Below are 24,518 nucleotides of genomic sequence, written 5' to 3' on the forward strand. Positions count from 1 at the left end.
ATGAATAAAACTTATATAAAAAGTATCTTTCAAGATATGAAAAAAACCAAGGGAAAAATATTTTCCATAATGGTAATGGTTGCCCTTGCAACAATGGTTATAGTTGGACTTTTATTATCTGGCGTTAGTATGAGAAAGACCTTATCAAATAGTTTAAGCAAATATCAACATCCAGACATAATAGTTAGGTCTACTTATGGACTAGATTTTGAAGATAAGAGTTTATTAAATAGTGGAAAAGGTATTGATAAAATAAACTTTATAAAAGCAACTGACCTTAAGGAAGGCGATAAGATAATCAGAGTAAAAGAATATGATTCTAGTATACCAAAATCAATTTTATCTGATGGAAAATTACCTGATGAAAACGATGAAATAATACTTGATGAGAATCTCAAAGATTACTATAAATTAGGAGATAAAATTACATTTTCATATATAAATAGTGATCAAAAAAAAGATTATGAAATGGGTAGACTTACTTATAAAGTGTGTGGTTTTTATAAATCATCAGATCATTTTATGGAAAACATGAAAGAGGTATCACCATTAGGTAAAAGTGAGCTTACGGGTTACGCTTATGTTTTAAAGGATAATTTTCTTACCGATAAGTACCATGAGGCAAACATATTTTATAAAGACTTATCAGGACTAGAACGTACTTCAGATGCTTATAAGAAAAAAGTAGAAGAAAAAAGAGACCAACTTGAAATAAGGATTAAAAATAGACCTGAAGAAGTTCTAAATAAAATTAAAAAAGACGCAAATAAAGAGATAAAAGATGCTGAAGATGATCTTGATAAGGCAGATAAGAAGATAAGTGATAATGAAAAGAAACTTGCCGAAGCGGAAGTTTTATTAATTGATGGCTTTATAGAATATCAAAATAGTAAAGATGAATATGAGACTAAGATAAACGATGCTAAGGCAAATCTTGATAATTCAAGACAAACTCTTGATGATGGGTGGGCAAAGTTGGAAGAAGGAAAAAATGCCTACAACGATAATAAAAAAGCGTTTGATGAGAAAATTTCACAGGCAGAATACGACTTAGCAGATAAGGAAAGCGACTTAAATCTTGGCTTTGCAAAATTAGATGGACCTTCTCAAGAAATTAGCGATGGGTATATTGAGCTTAATAAAACATATGAAAATTCATTGGCAAAGCTTGATGAGGCCAAAGCTAGTTTAGCTATGGAAGAAAACTTACTTCAAGAGAAAAAATCTGAACTTGAAGCATTAAAACTAGAAGAAGCAACAGAAGAAAACCTCATTAAAATTCAAACACTAGAAAAAGAAATATCCCAAATAGAAGAAGCCTTAAATAATGCGAGATCAGAGTATGAAAGTAACAAAAACCTTCTAGATGAGAAATACAGTGTAGAGAAATTTAAGCTAGATCAAGCATTAGGAGAAATTAGAGCAAAAGAAGATGAACTAATAAAAGCTAAAAATCTCCTAGAAGAAGGCAAGGAAGAGTTAAATAGAGAGAAAGAATCTGGAAGCAAACAATTATCTGATGCGAAAAATGAGCTTATTTCTAATGAAGAAAAGCTTAGAAATGGTGAAATAGAATATCAAAATGGACTAAGTGAGTTTAATGATAAAAAACAAGAAGGCAAAAATAAATTAGAGGAAGCCTACAGCAATCTTTTAGAAAAGCAAAATGAACTTGGTGAGAATAAAGAAAAGTTTAAAACTGAGAAGTCAAAAGCAGAAAAAGATATAAAAAATGCAAGATCAGATATAAAAGATTCTAAGGAAGCTTTACTTAGTTTAATAGATCCAGAATATACTGTAGAAAGCATATTTGATAACCAAGGTATAAATACTTACTATCAAAACTCTCTCAATATGGATAAATTGTCAAAAGTATTTCCAGCATTTTTCTATCTAGTAGCAATGCTTGTTACTTTGACAACGATGAAAAGATATATTGAAGAACAAAGAACAATAAATGGAACTTTGAAATCATTAGGTTATTCTAATAATGATATAGCAAAGAGATTTTACATCTATGGAATAACTCCAACTATCGTAGGAGCAATACTTGGAGCTATTTTAGGAAGATTTATTATTCTAAATGTAATATTTAAAGCTTACTCTACTGGATTTAAGGTTGTTGATATGAACGTATCTAATAGTCTATCTGTAATATTAATTTCCATATTAGTATCTACAGCTCTAATTGCTTTAACTGTAAGAATTAGTTCAAAAGAAACTGTTAAAGAAGTTCCAGCAAATCTATTAAGAAGAAAGGCACCTGATTCTGGAACAAAAATCCTATTAGAAAAAATTAGACCATTGTGGACTAAACTATCTTTTATGCAAAAAATTACAGCTAGAAATATTTTTAGATATAAATCTAGGATGTTAATGACTGTTTTTGGAGTAGGTGGATGTACAGCACTCCTGTTTTTTGGATTTGCAATGGTAGATGCTATAAAAGATACATCTACAATCCAACAAAACGAGATTCTTCATTATCAAGCAGTTGCAATGATCAATACTTCTAGTAAAAAAGAGGACCTAGCTGCTCTCGAAAATGATTTATCTAATTATCAAAATCTAAAAGTATACAATGAAAGAGCAAAATTAAAAAATGATGGAAAAACAGAAGAGCTTTCTCTGATAGTTCCTGAAGAAGATAAAAAGGTAAAAGATTTTATAAGCCTTAGGAATCTAAAAAGAAAAAATATTGATTTATCAGATAAAAAGGTGGTTTTAACTGAAAATATTACCAAAAAACTAGGCTTAAAAGTAGGCGATAATATAAGAGTAGATATTGACGGAAATAACTTAAACCTAAAAATAGGGGATATAAGTGATAACTATATAAGTGATTATCTCTATATCTCAAAGGATTACTTAGGAGAAGAAATAAATGAATTGCCAGCTTATAATTCAAATCTTATAAAAGGAAATCCAGTAGAAATAAAGGAAAAACTTGAGGATAACAAGGCAGTGAATGCTGTAGTAAATAAAACAGGAGCTTACGAATCTATGGATGCCTTGTTATTTAATCTAAACCTTGTTATTACAGTTATAACAGTTATTTCATCTGCTCTGGCTATAGTTGTACTTTATAATATAACTAGCATAAATGTAGGAGAAAGAAAAAGAGAACTTGCTACAGTCAAAGTATTAGGTTTTTATCCAGTGGAAGTTACATCTTATATCTATAGAGAGATATTTATCCTAACAGTTTTGGGAATCTTTGTAGGTTTTATATTAGGATATGCGATGTTTAGATACATCATAGATATTGTAGCTCCAGCAGAGATTATGATATCCTATAGAACTCACCTTAAATCTTATATCATTTCTGGAATAATAACTTTTTTAATATCTCTAGCAATTTTAATATTTGTTCATAGAGATTTAAAGAAGATTGATATGGCAGAAGCAATGAGTTCAGGTGAATAAAATTAAATAATTATATTTTGGAAAGGACACTAATAGTTAGTGTCTTTTTTGTGTCTGTAAAAGTACTTTCAAAATTAAAATAGATATTGAAAATAATTTTATCGTAATATATAATAACACCATAAGGAAAATGTTTTAGCAGAAATAGATTGGAAACTGTTAAAAATTTTACGTAGTATATTATTGGGAGGAGAAATGAAAAATAAGAAATTACTTGCTCTAGCATTATCAGCAATAATGTTACTAGCATCATGTGGCGGCGGAAATGACAAGAAAGCTTCTGACGGTGAAGTAAAACCTGAGACCAAGACAGAAGAAAAAGAAGGTGCAAAAACTACGGACGACGGGAAAGCGTTAACTCTTTTATTTAATAAACAAAAAGAAGGAACAAATTTCGATACACCTTGGTGGAACCGTGGGGATATCTACAAAGTAATTACATACAGAGGATTATTTAAGGCAGACCCAACACTAAGCGAATTTACACCAGAGTTGATTTCAGACTACACTGAATCAGACGATGGTCTATCTTATGAATTTACATTAAAAGATGGATTAAAATGGTCGGACGGAAAAGACCTAACAGTTGATGATGTTAAGTTCTCTATAGAAGGTGCTCTAAAAGGTGCTTATGTAAATACAATCTACACCAACGCATTTTCAAGAATAAAAGGTGGTCAAGATTACAGAGATGGAAAAGTTGACAGTGTAGAAGGTTTAACAGTTGAAGGAAACAAAATTAAGTTTGAAATGGATAAACCAGTAGGAAACATGATCAATGTTTTAGCACAATTTGCTATCTTACCAAAACATGGATTTGAAGGTGAAGATATGACAGAATATGCCAATTCAGACTTCTGGAAAAATCCTATAACAAATGGAATGTACAAGGTTGATGAAGTTGTAACAGACTCTTATATAGCACTTTCTCCAAATGAAAATTATGAGGGAGAAGCTCCAAAAATTAACAAAGTTGTTGTTAATATAGTTCCATCAGATGCTATACTAAATGCTGTTTTAGGAAATCAAGCAGATGTATTTAACTCAAAGGTTCCAGCAGAGATCGCAGCAGTTAAAGAAAAAGATAATTGGGAAGCACAAACAGTTGATACACTTTTCTATTATTCTTTAATATTTAATGAAACTGGATCTGACGATGGAAAGGCTAACGAATTTATAAAAGACTATAAATTTAGACAAGCAGTTTACTATGCTATAGATAGAGAAAACTTATCAAAGAACATTTTCCCAGAAATCTCTACAAAACTAACATATGGTGTTCCAGATTCTGATAGCAAAAACAAGAATACAGATCTTGAAATGTATGACTACAATCCAGAAAAAGCAAAAGAACTATTAAAAGAAATTGGATTTAAACAAGACAAACCACTACAATTCAAATATTACATGGGAGACCAATCATCTGTCGATCTATACAATGCTATAGCTCAAAACTTAAAAGATGTTGGTATTGATGTAAACGTTCAAAAATTTGCAGGAGATGCAGGACAAGAATTATTTGAAATCAGAAACTACGATATAGCCCTAAAAGGACTATCAGCATTTGGATATGAAGAATACTTTGGTGAGTATGCTTCAATAAACAAAAACTTCCAAAAGCTAATCGGTGATGTTGGAAAGAAATACGACGATGTATACACAGAATTCTTAGCAGAATCTTATCCTGACAAGAGAAGCGAACTACTAAAGAAAATGCAAAAAATCGAGTCAGAAGACTTATCAAAGATGAACATATTCATGCTTAAAAATGTTGTATTTACAAATACTGATAAAGTTGATACTAAGGGTGCCCAATTCTCTAACCCATGGTATGCAGCTGATATCGGATTTGAAAAATGGGAATTAAAGTAAAGCACATCAGACGAGCAATTAATTAATTGCTCGTCTCTTTTAAAAAAGAAAGGAATAAATATGAATAAAGGTGGATCAATATTTAAGTACATATTAAAGAAATTGATATTTATGATCCCAATGTTAGTGATAATATCATTTTTGATATTTATGGCGTTGCAATTCATGCCGGTAGATCCTATAAACTATCTTTTACCACCTGATGCTGCTCAAAATGAAGCTCTAAGGGAAAGCTTAAGAGAAACCTATGGATTAAATGATCCTGTTATAGTTCAATACGGTCGCTGGATAACAAATATTATGAAGGGTGATTTTGGATATTCAATTACCAATGGTCAACAGATTTCTACAATACTAGCTCAAAAATTGCCAGCTACATTAGAGCTTGCAATTACAGCCCTTATTATTTCATCAGTATTGGGAATATTATTAGGAATACTTTCTGCTGTAAACCAAAATGGTGTAATCGACTATATTGGAAGGGTTATAGGTGTAGTTGGTCAATCCATACCACAATTCTTGTTCGGTATTATTTTGATAGATATATTTGCACTTAAACTAGGAAAGTTTCCGGTAGGAGGAAGAAATTTATATGGTCTAGTAACATTTGGAGATAAACTTCACAATATGTTTCTTCCATCCCTAGCATTATCATTAGGAATGATAGCAACAGTGCTAAGATATACAAGAAACTCAATGTTAGATGTAATGAATAAGGAATACATAAAAACTGCTAGGAGCAAGGGTGTTCCAGAATGGAAAGTATATTTAAAACACGCATTTAGAAACTCAATTGGACCAATTATGGTAACAATTCTTCTAAGAATTCCTGGTCTTATTGGTGGATCTGTAGTAATAGAATCAGTTTTCAACTGGCCTGGTATAGGATCAACACTGATGGGAGCTGTGACTAGTGGTGACTATCCGATAATTATGGTAATCACTTTACTTATAGCAACAGTAATGCTTGTCGTTTCCTTCATGGTAGATGTACTAAGCGCAATACTTGATCCTAGAATAAGATTGGATTAGGAGGAGATTATGACAGATAAAGTTATAAAAAAAGAGAAAAAATCATCTCTAGCGAAACGTTCACTTAACAAGTTCTTGGATAACAAACTTGCAATTTTCGGTATGCTAGTAGTAATAATAATGACTTTGATGAGTATATTTGCTCCACTAATCACAAAAGTCGATCCAAATGCTATAGATATGGCTATGATAAATCAAGCGCCATCTGGAGAGCATATTTTTGGAACAGATTCTACTGGTAGAGATTTATTTGCTAGACTCTTATACGGTGGAAGGATATCAATTCTAATTGGAGTAGTAAGTGCTATGACAACATCAATCATTGGTACTATCATAGGACTTGTATCTGGTTACTATGGTGGAAAAGTAGACACACTTTTCCTAAGACTATCAGAAATCCTTCAGTCATTCCCAATGACAATTTTAGTTATGGTTCTTGTAACAATAGTAGGACCTTCAGTTAAGAACATGATCGTTGTTTTCACCCTAATTGGTTGGATGGCCGTATTTAGAATTGTAAGAAATGAAGTTCTGAGACTTAGAGAAGAAACATATGTACAAGTAAACAAGGCATTCGGTATAAATGATGCTGCGATTATGTTTAAAGAAATATTTCCAAACACAATAAGCCCTATTATAGTTGCAACAACAATAAATATAGCTTTCTTCATACTAGAAGAAACAGGTTTGTCATTCTTAGGACTTGGAGTTCCAACAAATGTTCCAACTTGGGGAACAATTATAAATTCAGCTAAATCAATAACGGTTATACAAATGTATAAATGGCAATGGCTAATACCTGGAGCTGTAATATCCTTATTTGTAATGAGTGTAAACTTCTTGGGTGACGGACTTAGAGATGCCTTAGATCCAAAAAATTAGGAGTTTATTATGGAAAATATATTAGAAGTTAGAAATTTATCTACAGAATTTAAAGTAGGAAAGAAATACAATAGAATCGTAAAAAGTGTTTCTATAGATATTAAAAAGGGTCAGATATTATCAATTGTAGGAGAATCTGGATGTGGAAAATCTGTAACGGTTCATACAATGGTAAATCTACTTCCTAAAAACGGAAAAATCACCTCAGGCGAAGCTATTCTAAAACTTGATGATGGAGATGTTAATCTAAGTAAGCTTAAACCTCATGGTAAAAAAATGAGAAAAATTAGAGGTTCTGATATTGGAATGATTTTCCAAGATCCTATGCAATCCCTAAACCCAGTATATACAGTTGGAAATCAAATAGAAGAGAATATTTTACAACATAAGAAGGTTTCTAGAAAAGAAGCTAGAGAAATTGGTATAAATATGCTTAAAAAACTAGGTATACCAGAAGCGGAAAGTAGATATGACAATTATCCACACCAATTCTCAGGTGGAATGAAACAAAGAGTTATGATTGCAATAGCAATGGTTAATAACCCTAACTTGTTAATAGCAGATGAACCTACTACAGCTCTCGATGTAACTATCCAAGCACAAATCATGGATTTAATGAAAGAAATGCGTGATAGAGATGGCAAATCTGTAATACTTATAACTCACAATATGGGTCTAGTTGCAGAAGTAGCTAATCAAGTAGCGGTTATGTATATGGGTAGAATTGTCGAGTACGGACAAGTAGAGGACGTATTTAACAACCCGACTCATCCTTACACCAAATCATTATTAAAATCAGTACCAGTCCCAGGAATGGATAAGAATAAAAGACTTGAAACTATTCCAGGGGAGACTGCTGATCCTGGTGAATATGTAATTGGTTGTGAATTTGCAAACAGATGTGATTTTTGCATGAAGGAATGTACTGATAGAGACATACCTTTATATGATTTAGGAAACGGACACGTAGCAAGATGCTTGTTACTTGAAGGAGATAAGGAGCATGTAGATGAAAGACAATAATAAAGCTAATGAATACGTATTTGAAGTAGAAAATCTACAAACTCATTTTCCAATTTATGAAGGTTTCATAAAGAAGAAACAAGTTGGAGCAGTAAAGGCTGTAGATAATGTTTCCTTTAAGGTTAGAAAGGGAGAAACCCTTGGTATAGTAGGTGAATCTGGTTGCGGTAAGACTACTCTAGGTAAGTCTATAATGAGACTAGAAGAACCAACTGGCGGATCTGTAAAATACAATCTAAACGGTGTTATGACAGATATTACAAAGTTTAACAAAGAAGAACTTTTTGAGTTTAGAAAAGAAGTTCAAATGGTATTTCAAGATCCATATTCAGCTCTAAATCCAATGAAAAAAATCTATGATGCTTTCAAGGGCCCACTAGAAGTTCACGGAATAAAAAGCGAAGCTGATCTGAAGATGGTTATAGATGATAGATTGAAAAGAGTAAATCTTAGAAATGATTTTGTCTATAGGTATCCACACGAATTTTCTGGCGGACAAAGACAAAGACTTTGTATAGCTAGAGCGTTGTCAGTATCACCAGAAGTTGTTATTCTAGACGAACCGGTTTCTGCTCTTGATGTATCTATACAAGCTCAAGTAATAAACCTTCTTCAAGATATTCAAAAAGAATTGGAACTAACATATATTTTTATTGCCCACGATCTTTCAGTAGTTGAGTACATTTCAGATAGAATTATAGTAATGTATCTTGGAAATATAATGGAAATTGCAACTAGCGAGAAAATGAATAAGAACCCTCAACATCCTTATACTCAAGCTCTACTATCAGCTGTACCAATTCCAATTGTAGGCAGAAAATCCAACAGGATTGTCTTAGAAGGTGATGTTCCTAGTCCAATTCATAAGCCAAAGGGCTGTCCTTTCCATAATAGATGCCCTAAAGCGATGGATATTTGTAAAGAAGTTACACCAAGCCTTATGGAAACAGAAGAAGATCATCAAGTTGCTTGCCACTTATATCAAGGAAATGAACAATGATAAAAAAACATTTTGATAGCGTAGATGAAATGACCTACACCACGCTTTCTAATCATAAACCAGAAGACTTTGATATATTTTGGAAGAATCAAATAGATGAGATTAAGGATATTAATCCTAAAATAAAACTAGAAAAAGCTTTTGAAGATGATTTCGAAAGAGCGACTTACTATCATTTGTACTTTGAAAGTTTTGATAATAGTAAGATACATTGTAAATACTTAAAACCAAAAACAGACAAAAAAACTCCTTTAGTTATAATATTTCACGGATATCCTGGTGCAACTCGTTCATACTTTGAATATTCCTCCTTTTTAGACCAGGGTATAGCAGTTTTGGCAATGGATTGTAGGGGCCAAGGTGGACGCAGTTTTGAAATGCAAGCACCTAAATTAAACATGGGCCCTACAGTTTCTGGCCACATAATAGATGGGTTATTTGGTAAAAAAGAAGACTTATTCTACATAAATATTTTTAAGGATGCCTACCTTAGTGTTAATGTAGGTAAAAATTTAGAAAATATAGACAAGGATAAAATTTATTTGGCGGGATCTTCCCAAGGTGGAGGCATATCAATTGTTACAGCAGCTCTTCATGAGGATGTCAAAAAAGTATATCTCTTATATCCTTTTCTTACAGATTATAGGAAAGTTTTTGAGCTAGATTATGATGAGATTGCCTATGAAGGGCTCAGATATTACAGTAGATGGTTTGATCCTCAAGGAAAACACCTAGAAGAAACATTCAGCAAATTAGATTATATAGATGCAGCGAACTTTGCATCAAAGATAAAATCTCCAGTTATATATGGAATTAGCCTAGCTGATGAAATAATACCACCAGAAGTTCAATTTGCTGTATTTAACGAGATAAAATCAAAGAAAAAACTTTGTCAATTTAAGGGATTTGGTCACGAGAAAATATGTGATATGGAAGATTACGCCATAGCATTTTTTAATGATAATAAGTCAATAAATGATGACATAAAAATCAAATGTGAAGAAAAAGATAAGAACTTTTCCTATAAACTCATAGATAATAGTAATGACAGATTGATGATATATCTAAATCAAACAATAGATGTGGGAGCTCATTATCTAAGACGCTTTAGTAATTTAAATATGGATTCTATATCCTATGAATTTACTAATGATGCAGAATTAGATAAGGATAATATAGAATATCTGCTTAATAAATATATGGGTAATTATAGAGAAATTTATATAATCGCTCATAGGGAGTTTTGTGACTTTGCAATAGATTTAGCTAATAAATATGATATTAAATCACTGATACTCCAAGGAATGACATTTACTAAAGAAACTATAGTTAAAGCTAAAAATATAAAAAGTGAAGTACTAATGGCTTCATGTGGTCTAGATTTCATGGAAGATATGGAAATAACCAAAGAAGTTTCAGATGCAATTGGAAAATCAAAGCTAATTTATTATCCAAAATATGAATATGAAAGAATAAACGATTACGAAGATGAAAAGATGGTATTTTTAAACAAATTAATAAGAGGAGAAAATATAAATGAGTAAATTTAGTATAAAAGATTTTAATGGAGTAATACCTGCAGCGATCACCCCATTTGATATTAATGAAAACATTGATTTAGACGCGACTAGAGAATTCACAGAATTTCTTTTAGGTCATGATATTCACGGCTTATATTTAACTGGATCTACTGGAGAAGGTTTCTTGATGAAAAGTGAAGAAAGAATGAAAGTTGTTGAAACTGTAATGGAAGTTGCAAAAGATAAGGTTCCTGTAGTAGTTCATGTTGGAAACATTGGAACAAAAAGGACAATTGAACTTGCACGTCATGCGAAAGAAGCCGGTGCAACAGCAATTTCTTCAGTTCCTCCATTTTATTGGCATTTTGATAGCAAACAAATTTTTAATTACTACAAAGATATAGCTGAGGCTGTAGATATACCAATGATTATATACAATGTACCTCTAGCTGGAGTTCTACCTATTAGCTTAATAAAAGAATTGGGGAAAATTGATAATATTGTTGGTGTAAAATACACAAACACAGATATTTACCAAATACCTGTTATCAAAGATGAACTTGGTGATGATTTTATGATTTACGGTGGAGCAGATGAGCTTGCAAGTTCTAATATATTAGTAGGTGTAGATGGTATAGTTGGATCATTCTATAATTTATTTCCTGGCTTATTTGTAGATATTTACAACGCTGTAAAGAATGATAATGTAAAAGAAGCCTACAAATTACAAGAAAAAGCAGTTAGATTAATTAATTATGTTGTTTCTACAAACAATATGGTTGCTGGTATAAAATCTATACTTAGAGATGCTGGGATAAACGCAGGATATGCTAGAAAACCATTCTTAAACTTTTATGACAAAGACCAAGAACAATTATCAAAAGGAATCATAGAAATTGCCGACAAATACGATATCAATGGTGTAACTGTTATAGATAAGTTGAGAGAAAAATACCAAGGATAAGCTATGAATGTTTTATGTTTTGATATAGGTGGTACAAATATCAAATCAATGCTAATAGGTACTGATGAGAAAATAGAGCTTCCGATAATAGAATCAAAAGCTAAAGAAGGAATAGAACTTCTTAAAGAAGATATATTCAATTGTATAAGAGATGTAAGAAAAAATTATGAAGTATACGGGATTGCCATTTCAACAGCTGGAATGGTCGATCCTGTAAGTTACAAGATAGTCCACGCTAACTCAAACTTTAAAGATTATATAGGATTTGATTGGAAAGAAGCTATTAATAATGAATTTAATCTGCCTGTTGTCGTAGAAAATGACGTAAAATCAGCAGCACTTGGTGAGTATAATTTTGGCAGAGCCAAAGGATATAAGTCAGTGTTCGTGCTTACACTTGGCACAGGTATAGGCGGTGCTCTAGTTGTTGATGGAGAAATTTATAGAGGATCTAGTGGACATGCAGGTGAAATTGGATATATGCAAATTGATGGCAATGAATTTGAAAAAATAGCATCTGCAAGTGCCCTAGTTAGAAGAGCCAAAAGTGAATATCCTAATAAAGATTATACTAACGGGATAAAAATATTTGAAGCCATAGATAAAAATGAGAGGGAAGCTATAGATCTTCTCGATTATATGACAGACAAACTATCAGTTGGCATAGCAAATATTATATTAATTGCAAACCCAAGTATGATTTTAATTGGAGGCGGGATATCTGAGCAAAAAGAAAAATTGATTGATCCTATAAAAGAAAAAGTAAAAAAAATAATACCTGAAAATCTTTATGAAAAAACAGAAATAACCAATACCAGTCTAGGCAACAAGGCAGGTATATTTGGAGTTTATAGTATTTTTAGAAAAACTTATGAGGAAAGATAATGTTAGATTATGACTATATGCTACCCTTAATCGAATCTAAATATGAAGAACTAACTGAAAGTGAGAAGATAATAGCTGATTACTTCTTAAATACAGAAGATGAGGACCTTTCATCTAAGACAGTTTCATCAAAGCTATATGTATCAGAATCTGCTCTTACAAGATTTGCCAAAAGGTTAGGACTTTCAGGTTATAGAGAATTTATATATTTTTTAAATCGAAATAGAGACAATCAAGCAGATAGTATAGTTTATAGAAAATCTCCAGTATTTGATACATATGAAGAAATTCTAAAAAAAACTTATAACTTATACGACGAAGAAAAATGTAAAACATTAACACAATATATATTAAACTCAAAAAGAATCTATATCTATGGAGTAGGGAGTTCTGGTTATTTGGCAGAAGAATTCGCCCACAGATTGATTAGGCTTGGTTTAGATGCCGAAGCAGTAATTAACACTCATGAGATATTGCTCAATCAGGTAAGGATAAAAGCAGATGATTTCATAATGGGCATATCCTACAGCGGGAAATCCATAGAAGTAATAGAGGCTTTAAAGTCAGGAGCAGAAAAAAAGGCAAAAACAGCTTTATTAGTGGCAAATTATTCTGAAATATTGGATGAATACTTTGATATTATTATTTTATTAGCTCACAAACAGAATTTGGAATATAGTAATATCATTTCACCTCAATTTCCAGCAATGATTCTATTAGATACACTCTTTAAAGATTTGTATGATAAAAGACAAGAATCAGGCGAAGTATATATGGAATCAGTTAATAAAATGCTATCAATAGTAAAGGAGAAAGACAGTGAACTTTGAAGATAAAGTAAAAAATAAATTAATAGTGTCATGCCAAGCCCTAAGTGATGAACCTCTCCATTCATCATTTATTATGGGAAGGATGGCACTTGCAGCAAAAACAGGCGGAGCTTGTGGAATTAGAGCAAACTCCGTTGAAGATATTAAAGAAATTAGAAAAACAGTTGACCTACCGATTATAGGAATTATTAAAAAAGATTATGATAATAGTCCAATTTATATAACACCTACAATGGATGAGATAGATAAGTTAGTTGAAAGCGAGGTAGATGTTATTGCCCTTGATGCAACAGATAGAAAAAGACCAAATCATGCTAATTTGAAAGAATTTTACGATGATATAAGAAAAAAATATTCTGAAATAAAATTGATGGCAGATTGTTCTACAGTTGATGAGGCAAAATATGCTGATAGTTTAGGGTTCGATTTAATAGGCACAACTTTGGTTGGATATACTCCTCAAAGCGAAGGAAATAAAATAGAAGAAAATGATTTTGAAATCCTTAGGACTATAATAAAAGAATGCAATCATCCAGTTGTAGCAGAAGGAAATATCGACTCACCAGAAAAAGCAAAAAGAGTATTAGAGCTTGGTGCTTTAACAGTTGTTGTTGGAGGTGCAATAACTAGACCTCAAAATATAACGAAAAAGTTTGTAGAAAAAATTGCTGCTATTTAAATAAAAAATAAGAACCTTTCAAGTAATCTATAAATAGCTAGTACTATATATAGTACTATTAAAATATGAATTATAAGGTTTTTAATTTTTATAAACAAGAGGTATATATGATTTGTGATGACATAAGCAATTTAAATAAATATGAAAGTATAAATGAAAATATAGCTGATATAATTAAATTTTTAGATAGTTTCGATAAAAGTAGTTTTACAAATGGTAGGGTTGACATAAACGACAATCTTTTTGCAAATATTCAAACTTACGAAACAAGCACTGCTAATGAGAGACAATACGAAGTGCACGAGGAATATATTGATTTACAATTTATAGTAAGTGGAGAGGAAAGAATAGATTACGCTTTCAATAAAGAATACAAAAATCCATACAAGATAAATAAAGATGGTGACTATTTCCTAACTAATGATATAGAATATTTTTCATCACTAACTATGAAAGAAAATAGTTTTGCTATATTTTTCCCGGGAGAATTTCACAAACCTGGATGCAGTCTAAATGATGATGTCAAAGTATCAAAAATAGTTTTCAAAATTAAATATGAGTAGGATTTTGTTAACTCTCCTTATTACACCTACTTATGCTTACACTAGAAAGTAATTACTTTTAAGCTCTTTCTAGTGTATTTTTATTTGATATCATATATAATAGAAATTCGTAATAATGTTTATTTTTGTTATAATAGTAAATGAGGTGTTTATGAAAATTATTTTAGTTAGACATGGAAAGACTCAGGCAAATATAGACTGGAAATATTCGACAGACGATACAGTTCTTGCCAAAGATGGTCTTTATATATTAGATAAAACAAAAAAGTTATTAGAAGATTACGATATTGATGAAGTTTATACATCAGCTTTAATTAGAAGTCAAGAAACTGCAAAACATCTAGGATTTACTAATTTTACTATTGATAAAAGAATAAATGAGATGAACTTTGGAGATTTTAGAGGCGAAAGTATAGATGAAGTAAGACTTAAACAAAAATTATTTTTTGAAAATGAGAGAAAAAATTATTTTGGTATAAAATATCCTAATGGTGAATCGAGAAATGAAGTTATAAGAAGAACGAGTGAATTTTTGGATGAAATTTCCCAAAAAGATGATAAAACTATCTTGTGTATTTCCCATGGCATAGCAATAAGATCTACTCTATTTTGGGTGTTGGAAGATCTTTCAAATTGGAATAGTTTTTGGATAGACAATGGATCTCTCACTGTTTTTAATGTAAAAGATAATAAGAAGCTTATAGAAAGCGTCAACAAAATATGAAATTTATCCATCTAGCAGATTGTCATCTAGCAGATTCTTTTAATTTCGATAAAAACCTATCTTCAAAAATAAGAGATGCGTCTTGGAAAAGTTTGGAAACTATTTTTAAGGACAATAAAGATGTTGACTTTGCTCTAATTGCTGGAGATCTATTCGAGAGATCCTATTTTTCATCTAGAGATTTTCACAGGTTATTTTCAATAATCAGAGATTTTTCAAAAGATGTTTATTATGTATCGGGCAACCACGATTATTTTGATGATTATAATTCTCTATTTTTAAAAGAGTCGCCAAATAATTTTCATGTTTTTGGATCAAGTGAGATAGAAGTATTTGAAAGTGAAGGTCTAAGGATCTATGGAATATCTTATGATGATAGGATTTTTGATAAAAAAGTAAATCTTAATATAAATTTAGATGATAAATTCTTCAATATATTTTTAGTTCATGGTGAAATAGATAACATTAACTCTAATTATTTTAGTTTAGATAGTGGTGAAATTTCTTTAGAAAGATTTGACTATATAGCTATGGGGCATATCCACAAAAAAGGAAGCTATAAAAATATATACTATTCAGGAAGTATTGAGCCTCACGATTTTTCTGATATTTATGATTATGGATATATACGTTATGAAGATGGAAAAGTTAATTTTATAGATTCTTCTATATTGAAATTTTATGATTTTTCTATTAATTTTTCAGATTACAATAGTTATGAAAATCTCATTTCTTATCTAAACTCTAAACTAAGAGATGATAAAAGGAATTTTGTTAGGATCAATATTAATAGCCATGAAAATATAGATAAAAGCTTAATTAGAAAAAATCTACAGGCGGATTTTCTTGATATTAGGCTAAATGAAGAAAAAAGCCTCGATGAATTTGTAAATATATTTCCTAATTCGTTATTATCAATGTATGATGAAAAGTTTCATGGAAAAACTGATGAAGCTAGTCTTCTTGCGAGGAAAATTGGACTTGATGCAATTTTAAGGAGCAGAGATGACTAGAGTATACATTAAAGAGCTAAATATAATATCTTTTGGTAAATTCGAAAATAAGAACATCAAGTTTGACAAAGATTTTAACTTGATATTTGGAAAAAATGAAAGTGGGAAATCAACCCTAGCAAGTTTTGTTGAAGGACTCTTGTATGGATTTGATGAAGGCAAATCCAAAAGGAATTTTTCTTATAAAAAAGAAGCATATAAACCAATAGCATCTTATAAATATGCAGGGTGGGGGATATTTAATAAAGATGGAATCGATTTTAAAGTATTTAGAAATTTTGATGATGGATCATATAGCCTTGTAAATTTGACTAGTGGGGAAGAAGTAGAATCTAAAGCGTCTAACTTAAATTTCCCAGGAGAATATATTTTAGATATAGATTATGATATTTATAAAAATTATGTATCTAGTTTTCAAAACCAAATAAGTGATTCAAATGCGAGCAAAAAGCTTATAGAAAAACTTGCTAATAAAGATATAGATTATGATTTTTCCATAAATAAATCCCTACAAATTCTAGATAAAGAATACAATAGGCTTGGTTCATCAAGGGCATATACAAAGCCATATCTAAAGACGAAAACAGAAATTGAAGAACTTGAAGAAGATCTATACGAGATTAGATTACTTAAAAAAAATTATATAAAAGATTTTAAGAGACTGGATTCAAATAAGGAAAAGATAAGAGATTACCAAGATAAATATAATAAACTTAAAACTCTAACCAACTCTTTTAAAAGCTATAGAGCAACATCTAACTATAGAGATTATAAAAAATGGACGGATGAGCTATATAGATTGAATGAGAAATTAGCAGATTATCAAGATGTGCAGGGTTTAGATGATGAGTATTTTGATAATTTGGAAGAAAATCTAAATAGTATTAGAAAAACAGACGAAAGCTTAATAAAATATCTATTATTTGCTCTCCTAGTAATATGTATTATTCTAGGTATTCTGTTGAATAAATATTTTTATTTAGGTGCTTTATTAATCCTTTTCGTTTTCTTAGTAGTAAATAAAAAATCCAAGAGTGAGATTGGTCTAAATGAGCTAAATCAGTATAGTAAAAAGAAGTCAAGGTATTTAAGATACAAAAATCTATTGAAGGAAAAAGAAAAAATTGAAGAAGTCCTTTCTATTTTAAAAAAACAGGATATTAAAGACGGGGGTCTAGATATAGATGATGAGGACTTTGAGGATTTTGATATCGAAAAAAGTGAAAATGACTTGGATCAGTTACGTCTAATGATTGATAGGACTAATAAAGAGATACAAATAGATGAGAAAAATCTCGTTAGCATTGAAGAAAAAATAAAAAACGAAGTTGACTTAGTCGATCGAATAAACTATCTAAAGAAAAAATTAGATGCGATTTCTAAGAAGAAAACCGCAATCAAGCTTGCCAAAGAAACTATTAATGAAATAAGTGAAGAAAACAAGGGTGACTATTCTAAGCTTAATTTTAGACTTAATAATATAATTAGGGAAGTAAGCAAAAATTCTTACGAGTCGATTGGACTTGATGATAATTTAAATCCTGAGATTGTGACTGCAGAAGGATACAAGCTTAGTTTGAATCAATTATCGAAAGGATTTATAGATCAATTGTATTTTGCCCTCAAATTGTCTTTAAACGAGGAAGTATTTTCTAAGATATTTATGGTTTATGATGATGCCTTTATAAATTATGATTTGGAAAGATTGAGAAATGCTTTGTTTTTCTTACTAGATGCGTCTACTTTTAGACAAGTAATATATTTTTCTTGCCATACTAGAGAGCTTGAAGTATTTAAGTCAGAGGGAATAGATATTAATTATATAAATATGGAGGATGTATGATATATGCAATAGCAGATTTACATCTTGATTATACAGAAGAAAAATCCATGGAAGTTTTTGGAGAAGGATGGGCCAATTACCAAGCAAGGATTTTTGAAAATTGGGAAAAGAAGATAACAGATAAAGATACAGTTCTAATCCCTGGAGATATATCTTGGGCAATGGACATTAAAAATGCCAAGGTTGATTTATCTAGGATAAATAATCTTAAGGGAAAGAAGATCCTGATGAAAGGTAACCATGATTACTGGTGGTCGTCTTTAAAAAAGCTTGATGAACTTAATTTAGAATCATTACATTTTCTACAAAATAATCATTTCGAAGTTGAAGATTATGATATATGTGGGACTCGTGGATGGATATCTAGAGACAACAAGGATTTTAACGATCACGATGAGAAGATTTTTAATAGAGAGCTGATTCGACTTGAAAATTCTTTTAAAGAAAGTAAAAGTGAAAATAGAATAGTACTGCTCCATTACCCACCTTTAAATGTGGATGGTACTTTTAATGAGTTTTTTGATTTGTGTAAAAAGTATAAGGTCAAAAAGCTTTTATACGGTCACCTTCATGGAGCTGGACATAAGTTAGTTAAAGAGGGAAATATAGAAGGCATAGAGGTCTTTTGTGTTGCAGGAGATTATATAGATTTTATGCCAGTAAGGATAGGATAATGCAAAGAGAAATTGAAGTAAAAGTATTAAATATTGATATAGATCAAATGGCTAATAAGCTAGAAAGTCTGGGGGCTGTTAAGATAAACCACGAATTTCAGAAGAATTATACCTTTATTCCACAAGGGGAAGGTTCATTTTCTGATGGGTATCTTAGAATAAGAGAAACAACTAAAAAATCAACCGAAGAAAAAGAAATAGAATTGACTTTTAAGGAAGTAAAGACAGTTGATGATGTTAGAATTAATAATGAATATACAACTAAGATTGACTCTGTGACTATGATGACTAGAATCCTTGAGCATATGGGTATTGAGCTTGAATACAAGGGTGAAAAAGAGAGAATTTCATATAGATATAAAAATCAAAGATTTGATATAGATATTTGGGATAAAGATACCTACCCAGATCCATATATGGAAATTGAGTTTAGTAACCAATCTAAAATTGACGAAATCATAGATGATTTGGGTATAGATAGATCTGATGTTACAAACAAGTCTATTACTGAACTTAGGGAAGATTTGTAAAAAACATTTTGACTTTCGTTTATTTCGTGATATAATAGGAAAAAATTAAGGAGTAAACGATGATATCTATTAAAAATTTATTGAATTCGTATGATTTGACAAAAGATGATCTTTTAGAAATAATTGAATTAGGTAATGCTATTTATAAGAGTCCTGATGATTTTTCTCATTGTGCTGATGGAAAAATTTTAGGGACTCTTTTTTTTGAGCCTTCAACTAGGACTAGGCTATCATTTGAATCTGCCATGCTTAGGCTAGGAGGATCTGTGGTAGGATTTTCTGATTCAAATGTTTCTTCATCAACAAAAGGTGAAAGCTTAGCTGATACTGTTAGAACAGTTAGTCAATATGCAGATATAATTGCTATGCGTCATCCTCAAGAAGGAGCGGCTTATCTTGCTAGTAAAACTGCTGATTGTCCTATAATAAATGCTGGCGACGGTGGACACCAACACCCAACCCAAACTCTTACTGATATTCTTACAATTACAAATTACAAAAAAGACCTATCAGGACATGTTATAGGTTTATGTGGTGACCTAAAATACGGTAGAACAGTTCATTCACTACTTAAAGTTATGAGCATGTTCCCAAACAACAAATTTATATTAATATCCCCAGATGAGTTAAAGCTTCCAGAATATGTTAAGAAAGAAGTATTTTCAGATGGAACTAACAATTATGAAGAAGTTAGAAGTTTAGATGATGTAATAGACCAATTAGATATTTTATACATGACAAGAATCCAAAAAGAGAGATTTTTCTCTCAAGCCCAATATACAAGGCTAAAGGATTCTTATTTATTGGATAAAGATAAACTAAAACATGCAAAGAAAGATTGTATTGTACTACATCCACTTCCTAGAGTAACAGAAATTGCAACTGAAGTTGACAGTGATCCTAGAGCAGTTTACTTTAAACAAGTTAAATTTGGTATGTATGTAAGAATGGCGCTAATCTTAAAACTATTGGAGGCAAATAATGATAGAAATAACTAGTATAAAAGACGGTATCGTAATTGATCATATAAAACAAGGTCATGGCATGGAAATCTTTGAAAAACTTAACCTAAGTGAATTAGAAGACGAAGTAGCTATAATATTAAATGCTAAATCAACCAAAAACGGGAAAAAAGATATCTTAAAGATTGCAAATAATATAGATATAAATTTAGACATAGTTTCTATAATAGATCCAAGTGCTACAATTAATATTATAAAAAATGAACAAGTAGTAGATAAACTTACATTAAGTCTACCTAAAGTTGTAAGAGGCATTTTAGAATGTCAAAATCCTAAGTGTGTTTCTACTAGTGAAAGATCAGTTGATAGTGAATTTAACTTGATCGATGAGAAAGAAAAAACATATTCATGTGCCTACTGCGGTCACATTTATGATGTGGAAGAATAAATGAAACAAATTTTTACTAATATGTACGCCTTTGACGATAAAACAGTATCCAGAAAAGATATTTTTGTCAAAGATGGAATAATTGTAGGAGAATTTGAAAAAGATAAGGATACACAAGTAATCGACTGTGAGAACTTAGCACTTTTGCCAGCCTTTACTGATCTTCATGTACACTTTAGAGACCCGGGATTCACTTATAAGGAAGATTTAGAAAGTGGATCTAAGGCAGCACTTAAGGGTGGATATACATCAGTTCTTCTTATGGGAAATACAAATCCGCCTGTCTCAAGTCCAGAAGTATACGAAGATATCAAAAAAAGAGCTAAAGAATTGGATATGATTGATATAGAGCAAGTTTATACCATAACTGAAAATCTAGATGGAAAAACCTTAGTTCATCTTGATTCTTTGCCTGAAACTGTTAAGTTCCTATCAGATGATGGAAGAGGAGTAAATGATGATAATCTAATGTATGAAGCTATACTAAAGGCTCAAAAGTTAGGAGTAAAGCTTGCTCTACATGAGGAAGTTAGTAGAGTTTCTAGCAAAGATTATGAGATAGCAGAAGATGCTATGACTTTGAGGGATTGTTATTATGCATATAAACTTAACTCACCTATTCATTTTTGTCATGTATCAACGAAAGGTTCAATGACAGCTATCAAGTATTTTAAGGATTTGGGAGCACCAATAACATGTGAAGTTACACCCCATCACTTGTATTTCTCTGATAAAGAAAGAGAAGAGATGAAGGTAAATCCTCCTATAAGAAAGAAAAAGGATAAAGATTTTCTTATAGAGATGATAAAGGAGGGATATGTAGATGCTATATCAACTGACCATGCGCCTCATTCCAAAGAGGAAAAAGAGAAGGGAGCTCCAGGCTTTATAGGAATCGAAACAGCCTTTTCAACTTGCTATGAAGTTTTAGTAAAATCTGGGATAATCTCACTAAATCAACTAGTAAAAATAATGTCAACCAATCCATCCAGAATCCTAGGTCTTAATAAAGGAAAGTTAGAAGAAGGATATGAAGCTGACTTTGTATTAGTAGATTTGGATGAAGAATATACTTATAGTGAAGAAGAAATTAAATCAAAATCTAAGAATTCTTTGATGATAGGAAAAAAACTACCAGCAAGAATTAAAAAAGTGTACAAGAAAGGTAGGTTAAAGTATGAAGATAATTGATAGGTTATATGAAAAAGTAAGAGAAAATGGCTTTGTATGTGTAGGTTTAGATACATCGCTTGATTATATTCCAAGCCATATGAAAGAAGGAAAATCAGTTACAGATGCAATCTTTTCTTACAATAAAGAAATAATAGATAATACTTACGATGTTTGTGCAATATACAAGCTTCAAATTGCTTATTATGAATCATACGGAATCGATGGAATGCTTGCTTACAAGAAAACATTAGCTTACCTTAGAGAAAAAAATCTTTTATCAATAGGAGATGTAAAAAGGTCAGATATAGCCGCAAGTGCAAAAATGTATGCCAAAGCCCACTTTTCTGGCGACTTTGAGTGTGACTTTATAACCTTAAACCCATACATGGGCATGGACTCAATAGAACCTTACGAGGAATATATCGAAAGTGGAGATAAGGGAGTATTTGTTCTGCTTAGAACTTCAAATCCCGGAGCCAAAGACTTTGAAGTATTAGATGTTGATGGAGAAGAATTCTTCTATAAGATAGGCGATAAATTGAAAGCTCTAAACGATAAATACCTAGGAGAAAATGGTTACGGTCCAATAGGTCTAGTAGTAGGTGCAACTCACAGTGAAGAAGTGGAAAAAATAAGAAAAAGATATGATAAAATGTTTTTCCTAATACCTGGATTTGGCGCCCAAAAGGCAGATAGCTTAAATGTATATAAGCTTATGGAAAACTTGAATGCTGGTGTAGTTAATTCATCAAGAGCAATACTTAAAAATTGGCAAAATTACGACGATGGAAGTGAAAAAGTTGGCTTTTATGCAAGAAAAAAAGCTATAGAAACATATGAGGAAATAAAGGCAAATGAAGTCATATAAAAAAGCTATCATTATAGAAAATAAAAAAATATCTAATGATATTTACTTAATGAGACTATCTTGTGATATGAAAGCTAAGCCAGGTCAATTCTTTATGTTTAGATCTGACTCATTTAGAAATGATCCACTATTGTCTAGACCATTTGGAGTTTGTGATGAAGAAAACGGAGAATTATCTTTTCTATATCAAATAGTCGGTAGAGGTACAGAGATAATGGCTAGTTTAAAAGAAAATGCCGAAGTACAACTTTTGGGACCTTTGGGGAATGGATTTGATATAGAAGAAAAGAAAAAGATAGCAGTAGTAGGTGGTGGAATTGGAATAGCTCCATTATTATACTTAGTCAAAAATTTAAAAGATAAATGCGATTTTTACGCTGGTTTTTCAAAAGATTCTTATTTTATGGAAGAATTTAAACCTTATGTACATAAGATAGTAACCACATCTGACTTGTACGATCATAAATTTATAACTGATGAAATAAATCCTCATGAGTATGACTTGATTTACGCATGTGGTCCAAATCCAATGTTAAAAACATTATTCGAAAAATCAAAATCTACACCAATTAAAGTATCAATGGAAGCTCATATGGCATGTGGTATTGGAGCATGTCTAGGATGTACAGTTGAAACAAGTAATGGAGAATTCCTGAGAGTATGTAAAGATGGTCCTGTATTTGATGCTATGGAGGTTTTTGGATGAAAACAAATGTTACGATAGCCGGAGTAGAATTCAAAAATCCAGTGATAGCAGCAAGTGGAACTTTCGGTTTTGGTAAAGAATTTTCTGAATATCTAGATTTAAATAAACTTGGAGGCATATGTTCAAAGGGTTTAACTTTACATAGAAATCTGGGAAACAAGGGCATTAGAATTTACGAAACTGCATCAGGAATAATGAATTCGATAGGATTGCAAAATCCAGGAATAGAATATTTTGTAAAAGAAGAATTGCCTTTTATGAAAAAGTTTGACACTGTGACTATTGCAAATCTAGGTGGTCATTGTGTCGACGATTACATAAAAGGGGCAGAAATTTTAGATCAAACGACAAGTGATATGATAGAGCTAAATATATCATGTCCAAATGTCAAAGAAGGTGGAATGGCTTTTGGTACTGACCAATCAAAGGCAAAAGAAGTTATTAGAAAAGTTAGAAGTAAAACGAATAAGCCACTAATTGTAAAACTATCACCAAATGTTGGATCTATTGCTGAGTTTGCAAAAATTGCAGAAGATGAAGGAGCAGATTCTATATCACTTATAAATACAATAAATGCACTTGCAGTTGATATAAAAAGTAAAAAAACTATATTTGCCAACAAAACTGCAGGACTTTCTGGTCCGTGTGTAAAACCAATTGCTCTTAGAATGGTATATGAAGCAAGTAACGCTGTTGATATTCCAATAATAGGCATGGGTGGCATAATGAATTATGAGGATGCTTTAGAATTTATTATGGCTGGAGCAACAGCTATACAGGTTGGAACTGCAAATTTCATAGATTATAAATCTATGGAAAACATAATTAGTGGAATTGAAAAATATATGAAAGAAGAAAACATTTCATCCCTTGATGAAATAACCGGAATAATTTAGGAGAA

General features: G+C 31.1%; 23 protein-coding genes. All 23 read left to right on the top strand.

Annotated features, from left to right (window positions below; all coding sequences use genetic code 11):
* The 23 genes from E0D87_RS06530 to E0D87_RS06640 all read left to right on the top strand — a co-directional run bounded on the left by E0D87_RS06530 (position 1) and on the right by E0D87_RS06640 (position 24,513).
* Entirely contained in the window at positions 1 to 3,426 is a 3,426-nt protein-coding gene (locus E0D87_RS06530; protein WP_130819823.1) for an FtsX-like permease family protein, read from the top strand.
* Positions 3,427 to 3,621: 195 nt separating this feature from the next.
* Complete coding sequence (locus E0D87_RS06535; protein WP_130819824.1) at positions 3,622 to 5,298, top strand: ABC transporter substrate-binding protein; 1,677 nt, start codon at positions 3,622 to 3,624, stop codon at positions 5,296 to 5,298.
* Between the two features lie 60 nt (positions 5,299 to 5,358).
* Positions 5,359 to 6,330, top strand: coding sequence for an ABC transporter permease (locus E0D87_RS06540; protein WP_207278282.1), 972 nt, complete (start codon positions 5,359 to 5,361; stop codon positions 6,328 to 6,330).
* Between the two features lie 9 nt (positions 6,331 to 6,339).
* The gene (locus E0D87_RS06545) at positions 6,340 to 7,212 is read left to right on the top strand and encodes an ABC transporter permease (protein ID WP_130819825.1); all 873 of its coding nucleotides are present in this window, start codon (positions 6,340 to 6,342) and stop codon (positions 7,210 to 7,212) included.
* A 9-nt stretch (positions 7,213 to 7,221) separates the two neighbouring features.
* Positions 7,222 to 8,235 carry an ABC transporter ATP-binding protein gene (locus tag E0D87_RS06550; RefSeq protein WP_130819826.1) on the top strand — a complete coding sequence of 338 codons (1,014 nt, stop codon included), beginning with the start codon at positions 7,222 to 7,224 and terminating at the stop codon, positions 8,233 to 8,235.
* Positions 8,222 to 9,235, top strand: a complete 1,014-nt coding sequence (locus E0D87_RS06555; RefSeq protein ID WP_130819827.1) for an ABC transporter ATP-binding protein — start codon at positions 8,222 to 8,224, stop codon at positions 9,233 to 9,235. Before E0D87_RS06550 ends, E0D87_RS06555 begins: the two co-directional genes overlap by 14 nt.
* Positions 9,232 to 10,779, top strand: coding sequence for an acetylxylan esterase (locus E0D87_RS06560; protein ID WP_130819828.1), 1,548 nt, complete (start codon positions 9,232 to 9,234; stop codon positions 10,777 to 10,779). The genes E0D87_RS06555 and E0D87_RS06560 overlap by 4 nt, the downstream gene beginning before the upstream one ends.
* Positions 10,772 to 11,719: a dihydrodipicolinate synthase family protein gene (locus E0D87_RS06565; protein ID WP_130819829.1), complete on the top strand. Its 948-nt coding sequence runs from the start codon at positions 10,772 to 10,774 to the stop codon at positions 11,717 to 11,719. Before E0D87_RS06560 ends, E0D87_RS06565 begins: the two co-directional genes overlap by 8 nt.
* 3 nt (positions 11,720 to 11,722) lie before the next feature.
* Positions 11,723 to 12,604, top strand: coding sequence for an ROK family protein (locus E0D87_RS06570; protein WP_130819830.1), 882 nt, complete (start codon positions 11,723 to 11,725; stop codon positions 12,602 to 12,604).
* Positions 12,604 to 13,434, top strand: a complete 831-nt coding sequence (locus E0D87_RS06575) for a MurR/RpiR family transcriptional regulator (protein WP_130819831.1) — start codon at positions 12,604 to 12,606, stop codon at positions 13,432 to 13,434. The genes E0D87_RS06570 and E0D87_RS06575 overlap by 1 nt, the downstream gene beginning before the upstream one ends.
* On the top strand, positions 13,424 to 14,113 hold the full coding sequence (locus tag E0D87_RS06580) for an N-acetylmannosamine-6-phosphate 2-epimerase (protein WP_130819832.1): 690 nt from the start codon (positions 13,424 to 13,426) through the stop codon (positions 14,111 to 14,113). The genes E0D87_RS06575 and E0D87_RS06580 overlap by 11 nt, the downstream gene beginning before the upstream one ends.
* A 107-nt stretch (positions 14,114 to 14,220) precedes the next feature.
* The gene (locus tag E0D87_RS06585; protein WP_165442731.1) at positions 14,221 to 14,676 is read left to right on the top strand and encodes a NanQ anomerase/TabA/YiaL family protein; all 456 of its coding nucleotides are present in this window, start codon (positions 14,221 to 14,223) and stop codon (positions 14,674 to 14,676) included.
* Between the two features lie 151 nt (positions 14,677 to 14,827).
* Positions 14,828 to 15,400 (top strand): histidine phosphatase family protein, encoded by a 573-nt coding sequence (locus E0D87_RS06590; protein ID WP_130819834.1) that lies wholly within the window; start codon positions 14,828 to 14,830, stop codon positions 15,398 to 15,400.
* Positions 15,397 to 16,413 (top strand): metallophosphoesterase family protein, encoded by a 1,017-nt coding sequence (locus tag E0D87_RS06595; RefSeq protein WP_130819835.1) that lies wholly within the window; start codon positions 15,397 to 15,399, stop codon positions 16,411 to 16,413. Before E0D87_RS06590 ends, E0D87_RS06595 begins: the two co-directional genes overlap by 4 nt.
* The gene (locus E0D87_RS06600; RefSeq protein WP_130819836.1) at positions 16,406 to 18,256 is read left to right on the top strand and encodes an ATP-binding protein; all 1,851 of its coding nucleotides are present in this window, start codon (positions 16,406 to 16,408) and stop codon (positions 18,254 to 18,256) included. The genes E0D87_RS06595 and E0D87_RS06600 overlap by 8 nt, the downstream gene beginning before the upstream one ends.
* The gene (locus E0D87_RS06605) at positions 18,253 to 18,930 is read left to right on the top strand and encodes a metallophosphoesterase (RefSeq protein ID WP_130819837.1); all 678 of its coding nucleotides are present in this window, start codon (positions 18,253 to 18,255) and stop codon (positions 18,928 to 18,930) included. The genes E0D87_RS06600 and E0D87_RS06605 overlap by 4 nt, the downstream gene beginning before the upstream one ends.
* Positions 18,930 to 19,460, top strand: coding sequence for a class IV adenylate cyclase (locus E0D87_RS06610; protein WP_130819838.1), 531 nt, complete (start codon positions 18,930 to 18,932; stop codon positions 19,458 to 19,460). The genes E0D87_RS06605 and E0D87_RS06610 overlap by 1 nt, the downstream gene beginning before the upstream one ends.
* A gap of 59 nt (positions 19,461 to 19,519) precedes the next feature.
* Positions 19,520 to 20,458, top strand: coding sequence for an aspartate carbamoyltransferase (gene pyrB, locus E0D87_RS06615; protein WP_130819839.1), 939 nt, complete (start codon positions 19,520 to 19,522; stop codon positions 20,456 to 20,458).
* Positions 20,442 to 20,870, top strand: a complete 429-nt coding sequence (locus E0D87_RS06620; protein ID WP_004834487.1) for an aspartate carbamoyltransferase regulatory subunit — start codon at positions 20,442 to 20,444, stop codon at positions 20,868 to 20,870. Before pyrB ends, E0D87_RS06620 begins: the two co-directional genes overlap by 17 nt.
* Positions 20,871 to 22,061, top strand: coding sequence for a dihydroorotase (locus tag E0D87_RS06625; RefSeq protein WP_130819840.1), 1,191 nt, complete (start codon positions 20,871 to 20,873; stop codon positions 22,059 to 22,061). It abuts the gene before it with no gap.
* On the top strand, positions 22,048 to 22,911 hold the full coding sequence (pyrF, locus tag E0D87_RS06630; RefSeq protein ID WP_130819841.1) for an orotidine-5'-phosphate decarboxylase: 864 nt from the start codon (positions 22,048 to 22,050) through the stop codon (positions 22,909 to 22,911). Before E0D87_RS06625 ends, pyrF begins: the two co-directional genes overlap by 14 nt.
* Complete coding sequence (locus E0D87_RS06635) at positions 22,898 to 23,617, top strand: dihydroorotate dehydrogenase electron transfer subunit (protein WP_130819842.1); 720 nt, start codon at positions 22,898 to 22,900, stop codon at positions 23,615 to 23,617. The genes pyrF and E0D87_RS06635 overlap by 14 nt, the downstream gene beginning before the upstream one ends.
* The gene (locus E0D87_RS06640) at positions 23,614 to 24,513 is read left to right on the top strand and encodes a dihydroorotate dehydrogenase (protein ID WP_130819843.1); all 900 of its coding nucleotides are present in this window, start codon (positions 23,614 to 23,616) and stop codon (positions 24,511 to 24,513) included. Before E0D87_RS06635 ends, E0D87_RS06640 begins: the two co-directional genes overlap by 4 nt.
* Positions 24,514 to 24,518 lie beyond the last annotated feature (5 nt).

Source organism: Anaerococcus vaginimassiliensis (assembly GCF_900626155.1).
In the GTDB taxonomy this organism is placed as follows: domain Bacteria; phylum Bacillota; class Clostridia; order Tissierellales; family Peptoniphilaceae; genus Anaerococcus; species Anaerococcus vaginimassiliensis.

What these genes read in the sequence shown, in the direction of transcription:
- E0D87_RS06530 (WP_130819823.1), top strand. Translation starts at nt 1, where the DNA reads ATGAATAAAACTTATATAAAAAGTATCTTTCAAGATATGAAAAAAACC.
- E0D87_RS06535 (WP_130819824.1), top strand. Translation starts at nt 3,622, where the DNA reads ATGAAAAATAAGAAATTACTTGCTCTAGCATTATCAGCAATAATGTTA.
- E0D87_RS06540 (WP_207278282.1), top strand. Translation starts at nt 5,359, where the DNA reads ATGAATAAAGGTGGATCAATATTTAAGTACATATTAAAGAAATTGATA.
- E0D87_RS06545 (WP_130819825.1), top strand. Translation starts at nt 6,340, where the DNA reads ATGACAGATAAAGTTATAAAAAAAGAGAAAAAATCATCTCTAGCGAAA.
- E0D87_RS06550 (WP_130819826.1), top strand. Translation starts at nt 7,222, where the DNA reads ATGGAAAATATATTAGAAGTTAGAAATTTATCTACAGAATTTAAAGTA.
- E0D87_RS06555 (WP_130819827.1), top strand. Translation starts at nt 8,222, where the DNA reads ATGAAAGACAATAATAAAGCTAATGAATACGTATTTGAAGTAGAAAAT.
- E0D87_RS06560 (WP_130819828.1), top strand. Translation starts at nt 9,232, where the DNA reads ATGATAAAAAAACATTTTGATAGCGTAGATGAAATGACCTACACCACG.
- E0D87_RS06565 (WP_130819829.1), top strand. Translation starts at nt 10,772, where the DNA reads ATGAGTAAATTTAGTATAAAAGATTTTAATGGAGTAATACCTGCAGCG.
- E0D87_RS06570 (WP_130819830.1), top strand. Translation starts at nt 11,723, where the DNA reads ATGAATGTTTTATGTTTTGATATAGGTGGTACAAATATCAAATCAATG.
- E0D87_RS06575 (WP_130819831.1), top strand. Translation starts at nt 12,604, where the DNA reads ATGTTAGATTATGACTATATGCTACCCTTAATCGAATCTAAATATGAA.
- E0D87_RS06585 (WP_165442731.1), top strand. Translation starts at nt 14,221, where the DNA reads ATGATTTGTGATGACATAAGCAATTTAAATAAATATGAAAGTATAAAT.
- E0D87_RS06590 (WP_130819834.1), top strand. Translation starts at nt 14,828, where the DNA reads ATGAAAATTATTTTAGTTAGACATGGAAAGACTCAGGCAAATATAGAC.
- E0D87_RS06595 (WP_130819835.1), top strand. Translation starts at nt 15,397, where the DNA reads ATGAAATTTATCCATCTAGCAGATTGTCATCTAGCAGATTCTTTTAAT.
- E0D87_RS06600 (WP_130819836.1), top strand. Translation starts at nt 16,406, where the DNA reads ATGACTAGAGTATACATTAAAGAGCTAAATATAATATCTTTTGGTAAA.
- E0D87_RS06605 (WP_130819837.1), top strand. Translation starts at nt 18,253, where the DNA reads ATGATATATGCAATAGCAGATTTACATCTTGATTATACAGAAGAAAAA.
- E0D87_RS06610 (WP_130819838.1), top strand. Translation starts at nt 18,930, where the DNA reads ATGCAAAGAGAAATTGAAGTAAAAGTATTAAATATTGATATAGATCAA.
- pyrB (WP_130819839.1), top strand. Translation starts at nt 19,520, where the DNA reads ATGATATCTATTAAAAATTTATTGAATTCGTATGATTTGACAAAAGAT.
- E0D87_RS06620 (WP_004834487.1), top strand. Translation starts at nt 20,442, where the DNA reads ATGATAGAAATAACTAGTATAAAAGACGGTATCGTAATTGATCATATA.
- E0D87_RS06625 (WP_130819840.1), top strand. Translation starts at nt 20,871, where the DNA reads ATGAAACAAATTTTTACTAATATGTACGCCTTTGACGATAAAACAGTA.
- pyrF (WP_130819841.1), top strand. Translation starts at nt 22,048, where the DNA reads ATGAAGATAATTGATAGGTTATATGAAAAAGTAAGAGAAAATGGCTTT.
- E0D87_RS06635 (WP_130819842.1), top strand. Translation starts at nt 22,898, where the DNA reads ATGAAGTCATATAAAAAAGCTATCATTATAGAAAATAAAAAAATATCT.
- E0D87_RS06640 (WP_130819843.1), top strand. Translation starts at nt 23,614, where the DNA reads ATGAAAACAAATGTTACGATAGCCGGAGTAGAATTCAAAAATCCAGTG.